The sequence below is a fragment of the Streptomyces sp. NPDC058257 genome (genome assembly GCF_042881845.1).
Taxonomy (GTDB): Bacteria; Actinomycetota; Actinomycetes; order Streptomycetales; family Streptomycetaceae; genus Streptomyces.
Window position 1 is genome coordinate 1 of the sequence record NZ_JBHVXJ010000040.1, and the last position, 16923, is coordinate 16923.

Consider the following 16923-nt stretch of genomic DNA (forward strand, 5'->3'; position numbering starts at 1 on the left):
CACGGCGGCGTTCGAGCTGCGGAACTTGTCCGTGAGCTCGGCTACCGCGGCAGCCTTGTCGGGCGTCGGCATAGAGCGTCAGCCTCCTTCCGGGTGATGAGGACCGCTCAAAAGGGGCTGACAAAACAAAACGCCCCGGCGCAGGCGCCAGGGCATGGGCTCGACCTGACGGAATCCCGTCCGGGAGCACTTCCACAGTCACCTACGCGGGTCGTCCGCAGTTTCAGCGGATCCTTCGGCCACCGCGTCCTCTTACGAGCACACGGCAACGACCAGCGGTCTTTGGCTTCTGTGGAAGAGTACGCGAACGGGTTCGCGTCAGGCAAATCGGCTCGGAGTCGCGGTCAGAGACCGGTCAGAAGACGGCCAGAAGGCGGTCAGAAGCCGCTGTCGGCTCCGGAGCCGGAGCCGCCCTTGCCGAGATCCTTGAACATCTCCATCAGGTCGAAGGTCTTCCCGGCGGGCGGAGCGGTCACCTTGGCCGCGGCGCCGTAGTCGGAGAACTTCTGGGACGTCTTCATCGTGCCCTCGGGGGACTTGATGTCGATGTCCATACGGACCGGATAGTCGTCCTCGTTGACCCAGACCTCGGTGTCGTAACCCTTGATGCCCAACTTCTCGATGTTCTTGAACATCTTCTCGCGCTCGCTCTTGCTGAGCACGTCGCTGAGGCCCTTGTCCGTCTCCATCATTTCCTTGACGGTGAGCCGGCCCTTGTAACGCTGGGTCTGCACGCCGTCGACCTCGGCCGGGCCGACGTGCTTCAGGTTCGGCGAGTCGAGGAGCATCGCGAGCTGCTGCGCCGGGTCCTGGTTCATGCTGTCCAGACCGCCGGTCATCTGCTTGGCGAGCTTCTCGTCACCGGCCTGCTCGGCGATGGAGTTCAGGTCCATCTTCATCCACTGCTTGCCGTCCATGTCCTTGGCGGCCGCAGCTCCCATGTCCATGTACATGACGTTGTCGGACCAGAGCATCCGGACCTTCTCCGGAGCCCCGGGGCCGCCCTCCGTGAGCGCGGAACCAGTCATCGTCATATCCATGACGGTCGGGTCCCAGCCCATGACACCGGACATCTTCATGTCGCCGCTCGCGCCGGCTGTCGACTTCGGCGCCGTCATCGTCATCTCGACCTTGGCCGACTTGGCCTTCGAGGTCTTCTCGTACGCCGCCGTGATGACCTCGGTCACCTTCGAACGGGACTGCGTCTCCCCCGAGGCAGCCCCCTTCGCCTTGCTGTCGCTGTCGGAGCCCTGGCAGGCCACCGCGCCCGTACACAGCAGCGCGGTGGCGAGCACGGCGCCCGCCACCCTCTTACGTCCCTTGTCTCCACGCACGTAAACAGCAGTCATGACCCCACCCCTAGGAACACATGATCGACATATTTTGGTCTGGCGAGACTACCTGACGGCCAGGTCAGGCCTGTGGCTGCTGCTTCATGAGGTCCTTGAAGCTCACGGTGTCCCCGGCCGGGGGCTGCTCGGTGGAGACCGGCGTGCCGTAGTCGCTGTAGTAGACCGTCTGCGAGAAGGAACCGGTCTTCATGGCGGCCTTCTCGGTCTTCTTGACCAGCAGGTCGTCGCCGTTGACCCAGATGTCGATCTTCTCGGTGCTCATCCCGGCCTGCTTGAACTGCTTCTTCAGCTCGGCCATCTGCCCGGCGTCGAGGTCCGTGCTCTTGCCGGTGAGGTCCGCGACGTCGACGGTTCCCGAGTAGTGGGTCGCCTTCGTGCCCCGGACGCTCGCCTCGCCCACGCGCTTCACGTCGCCGGACGCGAGGAGCATCTTCACCGACTGGTTGGGCGTGGTGTTCTGCATCTGGTCCTTGAAGGCTTCGCCCGCGGCGCCGCCCATCTCGGCCAGCGTGGCGTAGTCGTACTCGATCCAGTGCTTGCCGCCGGACTGGGAGGCGAACTTGTCGCCCATGTTGGCGTAGTACGCGTCGGGCAGGTAGCGGTAGTCGATCGTGGACTGGCCGAGCTGTTCCATCTGGTCGGCTGCGGCGCCGTCGGTGAGGGTCGCCGTCACCTCGCCGGTCACGCCGTCCTTCCAGCCCATGACGCCCTTCATGTCCATCGACATCTGGGTGCCCATGACCGTCTTGCCCTCGACCTTGGCCGAGTCGGCGTCGTCGGTCTTGTCCTGGATGGTGCGCAGGGCGGCTATCGGGCTGAGGGCGTCGGTGCCGTTCTTCTCGCTCTTCCCGTCGCCGTCTCCGCCAGAGGAACCACAGGCCGCGACCCCGGTCAGCGCCGCGGCCACCGCGATCGAAAGGCCCGCACGTCGCATGGTCGTGCTGTTCATGACATCCCACCCCTTGCACTCGTGTGAATCTTGCACGCTAGCGCAGTGCCCTGACAGCTCTGAGGACATGCACGGATACGAGGACGGGCCCCGCACCTCGAAAGGTTGCGGGGCCCGTCATCACAAACGCGTACGCGACGCGACTGCCGTCAGATTCAGACGGCGGCCGGGTCCTCCTCGGTGAGGAGGTTACGGGTGCGGTTGCTGTCCAGCGGAATGCCGGGGCCCATCGTGGTGGCCAGCGCGGCCTTCTTGATGTAGCGACCCTTGGCGGCCGACGGCTTCAGACGGAGGATCTCCTCCAGCGCCGCGGCGTAGTTCTCCACCAGCTTGGTCTCGTCGAAGGACACCTTGCCGATGATGAAGTGCAGGTTCGAGTGCTTGTCGACGCGGAACTCGATCTTGCCGCCCTTGATGTCGTTGACAGCCTTCACGACGTCGGGGGTCACGGTGCCGGTCTTCGGGTTCGGCATCAGACCACGCGGACCGAGCACGCGGCCGAGGCGGCCGACCTTGCCCATGAGGTCCGGCGTGGCGACGACGGCGTCGAAGTCCAGGCGGCCCTTGGCGACCTCGTCGATGAGCTCGTCGGCGCCGACGATGTCGGCCCCAGCGGCTTCCGCGGCCGCAGCACGGTCACCGGTCGCGAAGACCAGGACCCGGGCGGTCTTGCCGGTGCCGTGCGGGAGGTTCACGGTGCCACGGACCATCTGGTCGGCCTTGCGCGGGTCGACACCCAGGCGGAAGGCGACCTCGACGGTGCCGTCGAACTTGGTCGCGGAGGTCTCCTTGGCGAGACGGACGGCCTCGAGCGGGGCGTAGAGCTTGTCCCGGTCGATCTTGGCGTCCGCAGCGCGGAGAGTCTTGCTGCGCTTCACTTCTGCTCCTGTGGTTTCAGGTGTGGAGTCGTGGTGTGGACCAGCGCTTGGCCCTACCACTGAGAAAGGTCAGACGGGTGAAGCTCTCAGCCCTCGACCGTGATGCCCATGGAACGGGCGGTGCCGGCGATGATCTTCGACGCGGCGTCCAGGTCGTTGGCGTTGAGGTCTTCCATCTTGGTGGTGGCGATCTCGCGGACCTGCGCCTCAGTGATCTTGGCGACCTTGGTCTTGTGCGGCTCGCCGGAGCCCTTCTCGACACCCGCGGCCTTGAGGATCATCTTGGCGGCCGGCGGAGTCTTGGTCACGAAGGTGAAGGAGCGGTCTTCGTAGACCGTGATCTCCACCGGGATGACCCAGCCACGCTGCGACTCGGTCGCGGCGTTGTAGGCCTTGCAGAACTCCATGATGTTGACGCCGTGCTGGCCGAGCGCGGGGCCGACCGGCGGGGCCGGGTTGGCTGCGCCGGCCTGGATCTGGAGCTTGATAAGCCCCGTGACCTTCTTCTTCTTGGGAGGCATTGCTCTCTCCGGGTCCTAGTGAGAGTTTCCAGCCGCCATCCAGTCATCCGGATGGAGGCATACCGCACCACGATAACGGGTATAGCAGTGCGGCCAAAAACCGAGCAGGTCAGACAGGCTTTGAGAGCCCGTCTGACCTGGTCGGAGGCGTATGTTCCAGAGGAGGCCGCTAGGGCTAGTTCTTCTGGATCTGGTCGAAGCTGAGCTCGACCGGGGTCTCGCGGCCGAAGATCTCGACGAGACCCTTGACCTTCTTCGAATCGGCGTTGATCTCGTTGATCGTCGCCTGCAGCGTCGCGAACGGGCCGTCGGTGACGGTGACCGAGTCGCCGACCTCGAAGTCCAGAACCTGGACCTCGACCTTGCGGGACGGAGCCGGCTTGCCCTCGGCCTCGGCGGCCTCGCGGGCTGCCTTCTCCTCGGCCTCGGGGGCGAGCATCTTGACGATCTCGTCCAGGGTCAGCGGGTACGGGTCGTAGGCGTTGCCCACGAAGCCGGTGACGCCGGGGGTGTTGCGGACGACGCCCCAGGACTCGTTCGTCAGGTCCATGCGCACCAGGACGTATCCGGGGAGCTTGTTCTGACGGACCGTCTTGCGCTCGCCGTTCTTGATCTGCGCGACTTCCTCCTGCGGCACCTCGGCCGCGAAGATGAAGTCCTCGACGTTCAGCGATACGGCACGCTGTTCGAGGTTGGTCTTCACGCGGTTCTCGTAACCGGCGTACGTGTGGATGACGTACCACTCGCCGGGGAGGGTGCGGAGCTCTTCGCGCAGGGCCACGATCGGGTCGACCGGCTCGGCCTCCTCCTCGTCCTCTGCGGACTCGGAGTCCTCTGCGGACTCGGAGTCGGACTCGGCAGCCTCTTCGGTCTCTTCTGCTTCGGTCTCTTCGGCCTCGTCATCGGCGGCGGCCTCGTCGGCTGCCTCGGCGTCCTCGTCGGACTCGGCGACGGCCTCGGTGGACTCGGCGACGGGCTCGACGTGCAGGGCCGACTCTTCGGCGGGTACGCCTGCGGCGGCGTCAGCAGCTTCGGCCTGGTCCGGGTCCTCGGCGTCCGCCGCCTCGACGATGTCGAGCTTGTCCTCCACGGACTCCGCCGACTCGATGGCGTCGTTCAGGTTCGGGTCAGACACGGTGGCTGCTTCTTCCTGGATACAGAGGGGTGGAACGCGCGAAACGGGCGCCGGGTACGGCGCCCTTCGCTCTCGGCTCAGCCATCGGCTCAGCCGAAGACGTACTTGACGGCCTGGTTGAACCCATAGTCAATCACGGTCACGAGGCCGATCATGATGACGACGAAGACAATCACCACGGTGGTGTAGGTCGTGAGCTGATTGCGAGTCGGCCAGACGACCTTGCGGAGTTCCGCGACGATCTGGCGGTAGAAGAGCGCGAGACGACCGAAGGGGCCCTTCTTGCCGCGCTTGCCGCCCTTGCGGGCCTTCTTCTTGGACTCCGGCGCCTCGTCCTGGGCATCAGGCATGTCGATGGAGCCCACGGCGTCCGTCACTCGTCCTCACCTGATTCCGGGTCGTGGCCGTGCCGCGCCCGGTATGAGCCGCACGGCGGTGCAATGCAGTACGTACATGCGCACACATCCGAGAGGAGTGTGTAGCAGGGCCGGAGGGACTTGAACCCCCAACCGCTGGTTTTGGAGACCAGTGCTCTACCAATTGAGCTACGACCCTTTGATTTCCCCCAACCTACCGCATCCGCCCGAGTGCACTGAGTGCGATGAGTGGGTGCGGCCGGTGAAGGCCAACGAGCAGTGAGTGTACGTGCTCTGCGGCCCTCCGTCGAACAGAATCAGATCCGGTGGCCCGTCGGCAAACACCGAAACCTGTGTGCCCGGGGTGTTTCGGGTCTGGAACGATGGGGTTATGAGCGCTTCCACTTCTCCCACCGAGCGCCGGGTATCCGCCCGCATCGGCGCGATCTCCGAGTCCGCGACCCTCGCCGTCGACGCCAAGGCGAAGGCCCTCAAGGCCGCCGGGCGGCCGGTGATCGGGTTCGGCGCGGGTGAGCCCGACTTCCCGACGCCCGACTACATCGTCGAAGCCGCTGTCGAGGCCTGCAAGAACCCGAAGTACCACCGCTACACCCCGGCCGGCGGGCTCCCCGAGCTCAAGGCCGCGATCGCCGCCAAGACGCTGCGCGACTCCGGGTACGAGGTCGACTCCTCGCAGGTCCTGGTGACGAACGGCGGCAAGCAGGCCATCTACCAGGCGTTCGCCGCGATCCTCGACCCGGGCGACGAGGTCATCGTCCCGGCTCCCTACTGGACGACGTACCCGGAGTCGATCCGTCTCGCGGGCGGCGTGCCGGTCGAGGTCGTCGCCGACGAGACCACGGGCTACCGCGTCTCGGTGGAGCAGTTGGAGGCCGCTCGCACGGAGCGTACGAAGGTCGTCCTCTTCGTGTCGCCGTCCAACCCGACGGGTGCCGTCTACAGCGAGGCCGACGCCGAGGCGATCGGCCGCTGGGCCGTCGAGCACGGCCTGTGGGTGCTCACCGACGAGATCTACGAACACCTCGTCTACGGAGACGCGAAGTTCACCTCGCTCCCGGCGATCCTGCCCGAGCTGCGCGACAAGTGCATCGTGGTCAACGGCGTCGCCAAGACGTACGCGATGACCGGCTGGCGCGTGGGGTGGATCGTCGGCCCGAAGGACGTGGTGAAGGCCGCGACGAACCTCCAGTCGCACGCCACGTCGAACGTCTCCAACGTCGCGCAGGTCGCGGCCATCGCGGCCGTCTCGGGCGACCTGGCCGCCGTGGACACGATGCGCGAGGCCTTCGACCGGCGCCGCAGGACCATCGTGCGGATGCTGAACGAGATCGACGGCGTGCTCTGCCCCGAGCCCGAGGGTGCCTTCTACGCCTACCCCTCCGTGAAGGGCCTCATCGGCAAGGAGATCCGCGGCAAGCGCCCGCAGGACTCCGTGGAGCTCGCCGCGCTGATCCTTGAGGAGGCCGAGGTCGCGGTCGTTCCTGGCGAGGCCTTCGGGACGCCGGGTTACCTGCGTCTTTCGTACGCCCTGGGTGACGAGGACCTCGTCGAGGGCGTCTCGCGGCTCCAGAAGCTGCTCGCCGAGGCCCGCGACTGACGGTCACGTCCCCGTTCGGCAGGTCCACGCGCGCGTGCGGGCCGTCTCCCCTCTCCGGGGAGGCGGCCCGTTTCTTCGTTCGGGGATGTGCACGAACGGGAAAGTGGCTTCCGGGACGCCACATCCGTACGGCAAGATCCTCGAATGGAGCGTGTACGTGACGTAAGAGAGCTGCCGAAGGCCCATCTGCATCTGCACTTCACCGGGTCGATGCGGCCCACGACCCTGCTGGAACTCGCCGACAAGTACGGCGTGCGGCTGCCCCCGGCGCTGACCGGCGGTGAGCCTCCGCAGCTGCGGGCGACCGATGAGCGCGGGTGGTTCCGGTTCCAGCGGCTCTACGACATGGCGCGGTCCTGTCTGCGGGAGCCCGAGGACATCCAGCGCCTGGTGCGGGAGGCCGCGGAGGAGGATCTGCGGGACGGGTCGGGGTGGCTGGAGATCCAGGTCGACCCGACGTCCTACGCCCCTCGGCTCGGCGGGCTCATTCCGGCCCTGGAAATCATCCTGGACGCCGTCGAGAGCGCCTCGCGGGACACCGGCCTCGGAATGCGCGTGCTCGTCGCCGCGAACCGCATGAAGCACCCTCTGGACGCGCGCACGCTGGCCCGGCTCGCCGTGCGGTACGCCGATCACGGCATCGTCGGCTTCGGCCTCTCCAACGACGAGCGCCGGGGATTCGCACGGGACTTCGACCGGGCCTTCGCCATCGCGCGGGACGGCGGCCTGCTCGCGGCGCCGCACGGCGGTGAGCTCAGCGGGCCCTCCTCGGTGCGGGACTGCCTGGACGACCTGCACGCGGGGCGGATCGGGCACGGGGTGCGGGCGGCCGAGGACCCGCGGCTCCTGAAGCGGCTCGCGGAGCGGGGCGTGACCTGCGAGGTGTGCCCGGCGTCCAACGTGGCGCTCGGCGTCTACGAGAAGCCCGAGGACGTGCCGCTGCGGACCTTGTACGACGCCGGGGTGCCGATGGCGCTCGGGGCCGACGACCCGCTGCTCTTCGGGTCACGGCTCGCCGCGCAGTACGAGATCGCGCGCAAGCACCACGCCTTCGACGACAGCGATCTGGCCGAGCTGGCCCGGCAGTCGGTGCGCGGCTCGGCCGCCCCTGCCGACATACAGGTGAAGCTGCTGTCCGGGATCGAGGAGTGGCTCAGCGGCTGATGCCCGCGAGGAGGGTGCGGGCGAGGGCGGCGGCGAACTCGTCGACGGGCTGCGGGGGTTGCTTGCCGACCGTGGAGTCGTAGGCGAAGGCACGCTGGGCACAGGCGCCCAGGAGGAGCGAGGCGGCGGCGAAGGTGTCGGCTCCGGGGGCGATCCGGCCGGCGTCGCGTTCGGCGCGGAGGTAGGCGTCGAGGGCCTCGATGGGCACGTGCGGACCCGTCCCCATCGCCTGCATGGAGTCTTCGTGGCGGCGCTTGAGCTTGGTCTCGGCGTACAGGGACGCGGCGATCGGGAAGCTCTGGGCGTAGAAGTGGCTGGCCAGGCGGGCGATCTCGGCGAGGTTCTCCTCCACGGGGCGCTCCCCCGGGTCCTCGGCGAGACGGCGCAGGAGCGGGCCCAGGCCGGGCAGCCGCTCCTGGAGGACGCCCACGAACAGCTCCTCCTTGCTCGCGAAATGCTTGTAGAGCGCGGCTTCGGAGCAGCCCGCCGCCTTGGCGATCTCCTTGGTGGTGGCACGGGCGAGGCCGATGGTGAGCATGAGGTCGTGGGCCGCGTCGAGGATGCGGGCCCTGGTGGGCTTCTGCTGCATGTGCCGTCCAACCAAGCTTGACGAATGGGTGAGTGGATACTCACTCTAGGGGTGAGTGAACACTTACCCACTTGGGGAGGATGCGCCATGAAGCTCACGGTGTTCGGTGCGACCGGCGGTGTCGGCGGGGAGATCGTCCGGCAGGCGCTCGCTGCGGGTCACGAGGTCACTGCCGTCGTGCGTGACCCCTCGCGGCTGAGCGCGACAGGCACGACGGGAGAGAGCCTTGAGGTGTTCCGGGCCGACCTGACCGACCCGGAGGCCCTGCGGGCCGCGGTGGCCGGACGGGACGCGGTCCTCTCGGGCCTCGGGGCGCGCAAGAGGGCGGACGCGGGGATCACGGCCCAGCTCACGCGGTCGGTGGTGCGCGCGATGGAGGCCGAGGGAGTGCGCAGGCTGGTGGTGGTCAGCGCGGCGCCGGTCGGCCCCCCGGCCGAGCGTCGGCCGGTGGTCGACCGGATCGTGGGGTCCCTGGTCAGCACCATCCTGAAGCCCGTGTACGACGATCTGCGGACCATGGAGGCCGACCTGGCGGCCAGCGCTACGGACTGGACGTCCGTGCGCCCGCCGAGGCTGCAGGACAAGCCGGTGACGGGCGGCTACCGCAAGGTCGTCGGGGGTACGCCGGTCAGCGGGCGGTTCATCGGGAGGGCCGATGTGGCACACGCGATGCTGGCGGCGCTCGACGACCTGTCGACGGTGAAGCAGGGCGTGGGCGTCGCCTACTAGCCGCCTCCTGGAGGGGCCCCTGAAGGTGGCCGCCCTGGAGGTAGCCCTCCCCTAGAGGCTGACGCCGACCGTCACCGGCTCGTTGACCAGCGTGACCCCGAAGGCGTCCTGCACTCCGGCGACGACCTCACGGGCGAGGGCGAGCAGGTCCTCCGTGGTCGCGCCGCCGCGGTTGGTGAGGGCGAGGGTGTGCTTGGTGGAGATGCGGGCCCGGCCCTCTCCGTAGCCCTTGGTGAAGCCCGCCTTGTCGATGAGCCAGGCAGCGGAGGTCTTCACACGGCCCTCGTCCGCCGGGAAGGCGGGGGGTGCCACGTCCGGTCCCAGACGGTCCGCCACGCGCGCGTGGAAGGCGGCGAACTCCTCCTCCGTGAGGATCGGGTTGGTGAAGAAGGACCCGGCCGACCAGCTGTCGTGGTCCTCGGGGTCGAGCACCATGCCCTTGCCCGCGCGCAGCTTCAGTACGGTCTCGCGGGCGACGGCCGCCGGGACCCGGTCACCGGCCTCGACGCCGAGGGTGCGGGCTGTCTCCGGGTACTTGAGGGGGGCGCTCATCCCTTGGGCGTCCTCAAGCGCGAAGCGGACACGCAGCACCACGAAGCGGTCGGCATCGGCCTTGAAACGGCTGTGGCGGTACGAGAAGTCGCACTCGGCGTTCGTGACGGTGACCGTCTCGTGCGTCTTCCTGTCGTACGCGATCACTTCGGTGATGGTCGACGAGACCTCCTGGCCGTACGCCCCCACGTTCTGGATCGGCGTCGCACCCGCGGAGCCGGGGATCCCGGCGAGGCACTCGATACCCGCCAGGCCGGCCTCCACGACACGGGCCACCGCGTCGGTCCACACTTCACCGGCTGCCAGTTCGAGCTTCGTACCGTCGAGTTCGAAGCCCTTCGTGGCGATGCGCACAGCGGTGCCGTCGAAGCCCTTGTCGCCGATGACGAGGTTCGAGCCGCCTCCGATGAGAAGCAGCGGGGTCCCGGATTCGTCGGCTTCGCGGACGGCGGCGATCACCTCGGCGTCGGTCGTCGCGGTGATCAGACGGGCCGCGGGACCGCCGAGCCGGAAGGTGGTCAGCGGGGCGAGGGGAGCATCGTGGAGTTCCTGCACGTGCTCAAGAGTACGGTCCGTGGCCCCGCCTCTCGGGCGGGGCCACGGACCGTGGGGTGAGACGGGCTGAGCCTGTTCTGGGGAGAGGAGGGCCGGTTCGGGGACGGTTCGGGGCCGGTTCGGGGGCGATTCGAGGGCGGGGCGGGGGCGGTTCGAGGGCGGGGGCGGGGAAGGCGGAGCCTGGTTCAGACGCCGGCCGGTGTGCGCGCCTCGGCCACGGCCGGTACGGCGTCGACCGGCTTCTCGGTCGCCGTCCGCCCCGGAAGCAGCGCGGCCGACACCGCTCCGAGGCCGACCACCCCGGCGCCGACCCACAGCGCCGGCCCGAGGCCGTCCACGAAGTGCTGGGCGGGCCCGTAGCCGCCCTGGGCGGAGAAGACCGAGGCGAGGATCGCGATGCCGAGGGCGCCGCCGACCTCCCGCAGGGCGTTGTTGGCACCGGACGCGATGCCCTGCTCGGACGGGCGGACGCTGGACATCACCAGGTTCGCGGCGGGGGCGAAGTACAGCGCCATGCCGATCCCGCTGATGATCAGGGCGGGCAGCTGGGCGGCGTACGACACATCGGGCTCCACGATGGCCGCGAACCAGGCGAGGCCGACGGCCTGGAGCGCGAGGCCCGCGGTCACGACGGGACGGCCGCCGATCCGGTCCGAGAGATAGCCCGCGATGGGGGCGACGATCATCGGCATACCGGTCCAGGGCAGCATCCGCAGGCCCGCCTCGGTGGGCGAGTAGCCGATGACGTTCTGCAGGAACTGGCTGAGCAGGAAGATCGAGCCGAACATTCCTACGAACATCAGCAGGCTCGCGGCGTTGATCGCGGAGAAGGCACGGCTACGGAAGAGCCGCATCGGCAGCATCGGGTTCTTGCTGTTGACGCCGTGGTGGACGAAGCCGCCGAGCAGCGCGGCGCCCGCGATCAGGCCGGTGAGGACGGGAGCGCTGGTCCAGCCGTCGATGTTGCCGCGGATAAGGCCGTAGACGATCCCGAAGAGCCCGCCGCTGGCCAGCAGCGTTCCGGCGATGTCGAGTGGCGCCCCGGTGCCGTAGGACTCGGAGAGGCGCAGGCGGGCCAGCGGGAGCAGAGCGACCCCGAGCGGGACGTTCAGCCAGAAGATCCACTGCCAGGACACGTGTTCGGTGAGGCTGCCTCCGATGAGCGGACCGCTGGCGACCGCGAGACCGTTGACGGCGCCCCAGATCCCGTACACCATCCCGCGCTTGGCCACCGGAACGGCAGCCGTCAGGAGGGTCAGCGTCAGCGGCATCATGATCGCGGCACCGACGCCCTGGACCGCACGGGCGGCGATCAGCGCCTCGATGCCGGGCGCGAGGGCCGCGGCCGCGGAGGCTCCGGTGAAGATCGCCAGGCCGGTGATGAAGAGCTTGCGGCGCCCGAAGCGGTCGCCCAGGGCCGCGCCGAACATCAGCAGCACGGCGAAGGTGAGGGTGTAGGCGCTCACCGTCCATTCCAGGTCGTGCAGCGCTCCCCCGAAGTCCTCGCGAATGGCGGGCAGGGCCGTGGTGACCACCAGATTGTCGAGGGCCGCCATGAATCCGGCGACGCTGGTGATGGCGAGGGCCCAGGCTGCTTGCCCGCGCCGCGCTGTCTGCAGTGACATTGCTTCCCCTGTGGTTAGTTATTGATGACTAACTTTCATGGGCGCAAAAGTACGCACCCCCCTGACCTGCGCGGCTCAGCTCAGCTCAGCTGCGCTTGACTCGGCTCAGCTCAACCCGGCTCGGCTCAGCCGAGCTTGACTCGCCCAGCCCGATCCGGCTCAGCTCAGCCGAGCTCGACTCGCCCAGCCCGATCCGGCTCACCTCTTGCGCTGCGCCGCGTCGTAAAAACCGGTCCACACCCGGTGGTCGGGCCGGAACCCCATCGACACCAGGACGTTGATCAGCATCCCGTACGCGAGGAACTGCGTCGTCTCGCCGACGTCCGCGCCCAGCGCGAGGCGAGCCGTGTCGTACATCTCCATCCAGCCGGCCCGCAGCGCCTCACCGAACTCCCGGTCACCGGACGCCTCCGCGGAGGCCACGGCGACGTACATCTGCATCTGCATGAGCAGCATGTCCGGGTCGTCGGCGATGAGCGCCTGATAGGCCTCGCCCATGGCGTGCAGGGCTTCCTCCCCGTCGAGCCCCTCGGACGCCTTCCTGAAGACCTCGGTGACTTCCTGGCAGCAGCGCTTGGACGCGGCGAGGAAGATCGCCTCCTTCCCCGGGAAGAGGCGGAAGAGATACGGCTGCGAGACACCCACCCGCTTGGCGATCACCTCGGTGGAGGTGCCGTTGAAGCCGCCACGGGCGAATTCGATCCTCGCCGCGCGGATGACGCTCTCACGTCGCTCCTCTGCGCTCATCCTGACCATGAGATGAAGTTAGTGGCCAATCACTACCTAAGTCAAGAGATCCATGAGGCCTTGGCGAGCAGCAGCAGTAGTAGTAAGGGGCACCCGCCCATAGCGAGTACCCCTTACCCCTTCATGACCTGCGAAGGTCAGGCGAGCTGAACCACGGCCCGGGACATGCCAAGGACCTTCTGGTCCCCGCTCTTCGCCACCAGGTCCACCCGGACCCGGTTGTCGTCGAGCTTCACCGCGACCTTGGCGCTGACCTCGATCAGCGCGCCCTTGTCGTCGTTCGGGACCACGACGGGCTTGGTGAAGCGCACGCCGTACTCGACGACGGCGGCCGGGTCGCCCACCCAGTCCGTCACCACGCGGATCGCCTCGGCCATGGTGAACATGCCGTGCGCGATGACGTCGGGCAGGCCGACCTCGACCGCGAACTTCTCGTTCCAGTGGATCGGGTTGAAGTCACCGGAGGCGCCCGCGTACCGCACGAGGGTGGCGCGCGTCACGGGGAAGCTCTGGGGCGTCAGCTCGGTGCCGACCTCGACGCTGTCGTACGAAATCTTGGCGGTCATCGACTCAGGCTCCCTCTGCCGCGGGCTCCGCCGCACGTGCGACGAGCTTGGTCCAGGCGGTCACGACGTGCTCGCCGGCCTCGTCGTGGACCTCGCCGCGGATGTCCAGGATGTCGTTGCCCGCCATCGACTTGATGGCCTCGATGGTCGAGGTGACCCTGAGCCGGTCCCCCGCACGCACCGGGCGGGTGTACACGAACTTCTGGTCCCCGTGCACGACGCGGCTGTAGTCGAGCCCCAGCTGCGGGTCCTCGACGACCTGGCCCGCGGCCTTGAACGAGATGGCGAACACGAAAGTCGGCGGAGCGATCACGTCGGGGTGCCCGAACGCCTTGGCGGCCTCCGCGTCGATGTACGCGGGGTTGGCGTCGCCCACCGCCTCGGCGAACTCACGGATCTTCTCCCGGCCGACCTCATAGGGATCGGTGGGCGGGTAGGACCGCCCCACGAAGGACTGGTCGAGCGCCATGGACTCGGTACCTCCTGCAGGTATGGGTGAACAACGACGCGAGGCCGCCCCCGAAGAACGGGGACGGCCTCGTGTACGAGCCTGTATCTAGCGCGTTTCGCGGTGCGCAGTGTGCGCGTTGCAGCGCGGGCAGTGCTTCTTCATCTCAAGACGGTCCGGGTCGTTACGCCGGTTCTTCTTGGTGATGTAGTTCCGCTCCTTGCACTCCACGCAGGCCAGCGTGATCTTCGGGCGGACGTCTGTGGCAGCCACGTGAGTGCTCCTTGACGGACGGATGGACGGATGAACGCAAAAAAATAGTAGCCGATCGAAGGTCCGACCCCACAATCGGCTACCAATTCAGTAGCGGTGACCGGACTTGAACCGGTGACACAGCGATTATGAGCCGCTTGCTCTACCGACTGAGCTACACCGCTGCGATGCCGGATCACCCCGTCCGAAGACGAGGATCAACCAACATCAGAGCCCCAATGCGGAATCGAACCGCAGACCTTCTCCTTACCATGGAGACGCTCTACCGACTGAGCTATTGGGGCGAGCGATGAAGACATTACACGGTCGGTCGCCGATCGCCCAAATCCGTTTCGCCGGGGCTGTCCAGGGGCTTCTCGACAGGCGTCCCGGCCGCCTCACCACGTCACTTCAGCGCCTCGCGCCACACCGGTTCGGGCCTTCGCGCCATGCCGGTTCGGGCCCTCTGACCACACCGGTACGGACCCTCGGACCGCTCCTCTTCGGAGCCCCGCACCACGGTCCTCCGTAGCCCCGCATCACGGCCCTCCGTAGCCCCGCGCCACGGTTCCCGGCGGCCTCGCGCCACGGTTTCCCAGCGGCCTCGCGCCACGCCCCTTCGGAGCCCGCGCGACGCGTCTTTGCAGACCCGCACCACGCCGGTACGACTATTTCGCTCCTCCTCGAAGAGGGCCGGTCGTCGCCATAGGCTCGACCCACGTTGCGTGATCTTGGACGTCGTGCCCCCGGACGCCTCCGCCCGGCTGACGCCACGCCCCGCAGCCGCCCCCGAACCTCAGGAGCGCGATGCCCGACAGCCAGCCGCAGCCCCACTCCTCCGGCCCTTCCGGCTCCTCGGGCTCCTCCGGCTCTTCCGGTTCCTCGGGTGATGACGCCGACGCCACCGCACTGCTCCTCTGCGGCGCCCGGCTGACCGACGGCCGGACCGTGGACGTGCGGCTCGGCTCCGGTCGCATCGAGGCGGTCGGCACGGCGGGCAGCCTGACCGCGCAGTCCGCGCGGCAGTCCGCGCGCGTGGACCTCGGCGGCTACCTCCTGCTCCCGGCCGCGGCCGAACCGCACGCGCACAGCGACACGGCCCTCTCCGCGGACGCGGAGGGCCCTGTCTCGTACGAACTCGCCGACGTCCAGCGCCGGACCACCGAGGCCGCCCTGCTCCAGCTGGGGCACGGCGCTACGGCGCTGCGCTCGCACGTGCGGATCGGTGACGTCCCCGGGCTCACGTCGATGGAGGCGGTGCTGCAGGCGCGGCGCTCGCTGCGTGGCCTGGTCGACCTGGCGGCCGTTGCCGTGCCGCGGCTGCTGACCGGGGTGGCCGGTGCCGACGGGCTCGCGATGCTGCGGGACGCCGTGAAAATGGGCGCCTCCGTAGTGGGCGGTTGCCCCGATCTCGACCCCGATCCGACCGGGTACGTGGAGGCGGTGCTCGAGGTCGCCGCCGAGCACGGCTGCCCCGTCGATCTGCACACGGACGCCAGCGATTCGGCGCGGCTCGGGCGGCTCGCGGCGATGGCGGGCGGGCTGCGGCCCGGGGTGACGATCGGTCCGTGCGGCGGGCTCGGACGGCTCCCGTCGGACGTCGCCGCCCGGACGGCGGAACAGCTGGCGGCGGCCGGCGTGACGGTGGTGTGCCTGCCGCAGGGCGGGTGCGGAAGCGTGGACCGGCGGGGCGCCGTGGCTCCGGTCCGGCTGCTTCGGGCGGCCGGGGTACGGGTCGCCGCTGGCAGCGGGGCCATGCGGGACGTGTCGAACCCCGTGGGGCGCGGGGATCCGCTGGAGGCCGCCTATCTGCTGGCCTCGCGGTGCGGGCTGCGTCCCGATGACGCGTACGGCGCGGTGAGCACGGCGGCGCGGGCCGCGCTGGGGCTGCCCCAGGTGCGGGTGGAGGCGGGCTTCCCCGCTGAGCTGCTCGCGGTGCGCGGCGACCATCTCGCGGGGGCGCTCTCGCTCGCCTACAGCCGCATCGTGGTGCACCGGGGGCGCGTGGTGGCACGGACGAGCGCGGTGCGGGAGTACTGCGATTCGGCAGCCGCCGCGGCCCTCGACCTGCCGCGCCAGGGCCGCTCGAAGGGAGCCGGCCCGGGACGGCCGAAGGGCGCGGAACCGTCCTGAGGGCGGCGGTGGCGTCCTGAAGGCGGGTGACGCTGCCAGCCGTGCTCCCGCGTGCGCGGGGCGATCATGCGGGAGCTGTCGTACGGTCGGAGACATGCGCATTGTCATCGCTGGAGGTCATGGTCAGATCGCGCTGCGGCTCGAGCGGCTGCTCGCCGCGCGGGGTGACGAGGTCGTAGGACTCGTCCGCAGTGCCGGGCAGGAAGGCGATCTGCGGGCAGCGGGAGCCGAAGCGGCGCTGTGCGACCTGGAGTCGGCATCCGTCGACGAGGTCGCCGGGCTTCTGGAGGGCGCCGACGCGGCCGTCTTCGCGGCGGGCGCGGGGCCGGGCAGCGGGGCCGACCGCAAGAACACCGTGGACCGCGACGCCGCCGTGCTCTTCGCCGACGCGGCCGAGCGCGCGGGCGTGCGGCGCTACGTCGTCGTGTCGTCGATGGGCGCCGACCCCGCGCACGAGGGCGACGAGATCTTCGACGCCTATCTGCGGGCCAAGGGCGAGGCCGACGCGTCCGTACGCGGACGCCGGGCCCTGGACTGGACGATCCTGCGCCCCGGGATGCTGACGGACGACGCGGGCACCGGTCTCGTACGCCTGGAGGTGTCGACCGGACGCGGGCCGATCCCGCGTGACGACGTGGCCGCGGTGCTCGCGGAGCTCGTCGATTCGTCGGCGACCGCGGGTCTGACGCTGGAGCTGATCAGCGGGTCGACGCCGGTGTCCGTGGCGGTCAAATCCGTAGCGGGCAACTGACGC

The 16923-nt window shown here is 69.0% G+C and carries 17 protein-coding genes, 3 tRNA genes and 2 pseudogenes; 5 read left to right on the forward strand and 17 right to left on the reverse strand.

The genetic code is table 11. The features are described 5' to 3' along the window. The 8 genes and pseudogenes from ACFVXC_RS41775 to ACFVXC_RS41810 all read right to left on the reverse strand — a co-directional run. Nucleotides 1–72, reverse strand: a pseudogene (locus tag ACFVXC_RS41775) (50S ribosomal protein L10); the annotation flags it as partial. Between the two features lie 305 nt (nucleotides 73–377). Continuing rightward, a complete protein-coding gene (locus tag ACFVXC_RS41780) occupies nucleotides 378–1349 on the reverse strand; it encodes a hypothetical protein (protein ID WP_389916984.1) in 972 nt (323 codons plus the stop codon). 64 nt (nucleotides 1350–1413) lie between these two features. Continuing rightward, a complete protein-coding gene (locus tag ACFVXC_RS41785) occupies nucleotides 1414–2301 on the reverse strand; it encodes a hypothetical protein (protein WP_389916986.1) in 888 nt (295 codons plus the stop codon). 155 nt (nucleotides 2302–2456) lie between these two features. After that, on the reverse strand, nucleotides 2457–3179 hold the full coding sequence (rplA, locus tag ACFVXC_RS41790; RefSeq protein ID WP_344522028.1) for a 50S ribosomal protein L1: 723 nt from the start codon (nucleotides 3177–3179) through the stop codon (nucleotides 2457–2459). Between the two features lie 86 nt (nucleotides 3180–3265). Further along, the gene (gene rplK, locus ACFVXC_RS41795) at nucleotides 3266–3700 is read right to left on the reverse strand and encodes a 50S ribosomal protein L11 (protein ID WP_160506641.1); all 435 of its coding nucleotides are present in this window, start codon (nucleotides 3698–3700) and stop codon (nucleotides 3266–3268) included. Nucleotides 3701–3875: 175 nt separating this feature from the next. Next, nucleotides 3876–4835 carry a transcription termination/antitermination protein NusG gene (gene nusG / locus ACFVXC_RS41800; protein ID WP_389916988.1) on the reverse strand — a complete coding sequence of 320 codons (960 nt, stop codon included), beginning with the start codon at nucleotides 4833–4835 and terminating at the stop codon, nucleotides 3876–3878. 89 nt (nucleotides 4836–4924) lie between these two features. Beyond that, complete coding sequence (gene secE / locus ACFVXC_RS41805) at nucleotides 4925–5212, reverse strand: preprotein translocase subunit SecE (protein WP_389916990.1); 288 nt, start codon at nucleotides 5210–5212, stop codon at nucleotides 4925–4927. Nucleotides 5213–5317: 105 nt separating this feature from the next. Next, nucleotides 5318–5390 (reverse strand) — tRNA-Trp (locus ACFVXC_RS41810). A 192-nt stretch (nucleotides 5391–5582) separates the two neighbouring features. Between ACFVXC_RS41810 and ACFVXC_RS41815 the strand changes: the two genes are divergently transcribed. Continuing rightward, nucleotides 5583–6809: a pyridoxal phosphate-dependent aminotransferase gene (locus ACFVXC_RS41815; protein WP_389916992.1), complete on the forward strand. Its 1227-nt coding sequence runs from the start codon at nucleotides 5583–5585 to the stop codon at nucleotides 6807–6809. Between the two features lie 144 nt (nucleotides 6810–6953). After that, nucleotides 6954–7973, forward strand: coding sequence for an adenosine deaminase (locus tag ACFVXC_RS41820; RefSeq protein WP_389916994.1), 1020 nt, complete (start codon nucleotides 6954–6956; stop codon nucleotides 7971–7973). On the opposite strand, the gene ACFVXC_RS41825 is transcribed toward ACFVXC_RS41820, so the two are convergent. Then, nucleotides 7963–8562, reverse strand: coding sequence for a TetR/AcrR family transcriptional regulator (locus tag ACFVXC_RS41825; protein WP_389916996.1), 600 nt, complete (start codon nucleotides 8560–8562; stop codon nucleotides 7963–7965). The two genes, ACFVXC_RS41820 and ACFVXC_RS41825, sit on opposite strands and share 11 nt — an antisense overlap. A gap of 87 nt (nucleotides 8563–8649) precedes the next feature. Here ACFVXC_RS41825 and ACFVXC_RS41830 point away from each other — a divergent pair, with 87 nt between their 5' ends. Continuing rightward, entirely contained in the window at nucleotides 8650–9291 is a 642-nt protein-coding gene (locus tag ACFVXC_RS41830; RefSeq protein ID WP_389916998.1) for an NAD(P)-dependent oxidoreductase, read from the forward strand. Nucleotides 9292–9342: 51 nt separating this feature from the next. Here ACFVXC_RS41830 and ACFVXC_RS41835 read toward each other — a convergent pair. From ACFVXC_RS41835 to ACFVXC_RS41870, 8 genes and pseudogenes are all read right to left on the reverse strand, one after another. Next, a pseudogene (locus tag ACFVXC_RS41835) lies at nucleotides 9343–10416 on the reverse strand (UDP-N-acetylmuramate dehydrogenase); the annotation flags it as partial. A 167-nt stretch (nucleotides 10417–10583) separates the two neighbouring features. Then, complete coding sequence (locus ACFVXC_RS41840; RefSeq protein ID WP_389917000.1) at nucleotides 10584–12023, reverse strand: DHA2 family efflux MFS transporter permease subunit; 1440 nt, start codon at nucleotides 12021–12023, stop codon at nucleotides 10584–10586. Between the two features lie 198 nt (nucleotides 12024–12221). Next, a complete protein-coding gene (locus tag ACFVXC_RS41845; protein ID WP_389917002.1) occupies nucleotides 12222–12779 on the reverse strand; it encodes a TetR/AcrR family transcriptional regulator in 558 nt (185 codons plus the stop codon). Between the two features lie 128 nt (nucleotides 12780–12907). Next, on the reverse strand, nucleotides 12908–13336 hold the full coding sequence (locus ACFVXC_RS41850) for a MaoC family dehydratase (protein WP_389917004.1): 429 nt from the start codon (nucleotides 13334–13336) through the stop codon (nucleotides 12908–12910). A gap of 4 nt (nucleotides 13337–13340) precedes the next feature. Beyond that, entirely contained in the window at nucleotides 13341–13805 is a 465-nt protein-coding gene (locus ACFVXC_RS41855) for a MaoC family dehydratase N-terminal domain-containing protein (RefSeq protein ID WP_389917006.1), read from the reverse strand. A gap of 87 nt (nucleotides 13806–13892) precedes the next feature. Then, entirely contained in the window at nucleotides 13893–14057 is a 165-nt protein-coding gene (gene rpmG / locus ACFVXC_RS41860) for a 50S ribosomal protein L33 (RefSeq protein WP_004571794.1), read from the reverse strand. Nucleotides 14058–14148: 91 nt separating this feature from the next. Further along, nucleotides 14149–14221 (reverse strand) — tRNA-Met (locus tag ACFVXC_RS41865). A 47-nt stretch (nucleotides 14222–14268) separates the two neighbouring features. Next, a tRNA-Thr gene (locus tag ACFVXC_RS41870) sits at nucleotides 14269–14341 on the reverse strand. A gap of 502 nt (nucleotides 14342–14843) precedes the next feature. On the opposite strand from ACFVXC_RS41870, the gene ACFVXC_RS41875 reads away from it, so the two are divergent. Both ACFVXC_RS41875 and ACFVXC_RS41880 read left to right on the forward strand, forming a co-directional pair. Beyond that, a complete protein-coding gene (locus ACFVXC_RS41875; protein WP_389917008.1) occupies nucleotides 14844–16169 on the forward strand; it encodes an amidohydrolase family protein in 1326 nt (441 codons plus the stop codon). A gap of 94 nt (nucleotides 16170–16263) precedes the next feature. Next, nucleotides 16264–16920, forward strand: a complete 657-nt coding sequence (locus ACFVXC_RS41880) for an SDR family oxidoreductase (RefSeq protein ID WP_389917010.1) — start codon at nucleotides 16264–16266, stop codon at nucleotides 16918–16920. Nucleotides 16921–16923: the final 3 nt, after the last annotated feature.

Coding starts and splice junctions, on each gene's coding strand:
- ACFVXC_RS41780 (WP_389916984.1), bottom strand. CDS start 1,349: ATGACTGCTGTTTACGTGCGTGGAGACAAGGGACGTAAGAGGGTGGCG.
- ACFVXC_RS41785 (WP_389916986.1), bottom strand. CDS start 2,301: ATGAACAGCACGACCATGCGACGTGCGGGCCTTTCGATCGCGGTGGCC.
- rplK (WP_160506641.1), bottom strand. CDS start 3,700: ATGCCTCCCAAGAAGAAGAAGGTCACGGGGCTTATCAAGCTCCAGATC.
- ACFVXC_RS41815 (WP_389916992.1), top strand. CDS start 5,583: ATGAGCGCTTCCACTTCTCCCACCGAGCGCCGGGTATCCGCCCGCATC.
- ACFVXC_RS41820 (WP_389916994.1), top strand. CDS start 6,954: ATGGAGCGTGTACGTGACGTAAGAGAGCTGCCGAAGGCCCATCTGCAT.
- ACFVXC_RS41825 (WP_389916996.1), bottom strand. CDS start 8,562: ATGCAGCAGAAGCCCACCAGGGCCCGCATCCTCGACGCGGCCCACGAC.
- ACFVXC_RS41830 (WP_389916998.1), top strand. CDS start 8,650: ATGAAGCTCACGGTGTTCGGTGCGACCGGCGGTGTCGGCGGGGAGATC.
- ACFVXC_RS41840 (WP_389917000.1), bottom strand. CDS start 12,023: ATGTCACTGCAGACAGCGCGGCGCGGGCAAGCAGCCTGGGCCCTCGCC.
- ACFVXC_RS41845 (WP_389917002.1), bottom strand. CDS start 12,779: ATGGTCAGGATGAGCGCAGAGGAGCGACGTGAGAGCGTCATCCGCGCG.
- ACFVXC_RS41850 (WP_389917004.1), bottom strand. CDS start 13,336: ATGACCGCCAAGATTTCGTACGACAGCGTCGAGGTCGGCACCGAGCTG.
- ACFVXC_RS41855 (WP_389917006.1), bottom strand. CDS start 13,805: ATGGCGCTCGACCAGTCCTTCGTGGGGCGGTCCTACCCGCCCACCGAT.
- ACFVXC_RS41875 (WP_389917008.1), top strand. CDS start 14,844: ATGCCCGACAGCCAGCCGCAGCCCCACTCCTCCGGCCCTTCCGGCTCC.
- ACFVXC_RS41880 (WP_389917010.1), top strand. CDS start 16,264: ATGCGCATTGTCATCGCTGGAGGTCATGGTCAGATCGCGCTGCGGCTC.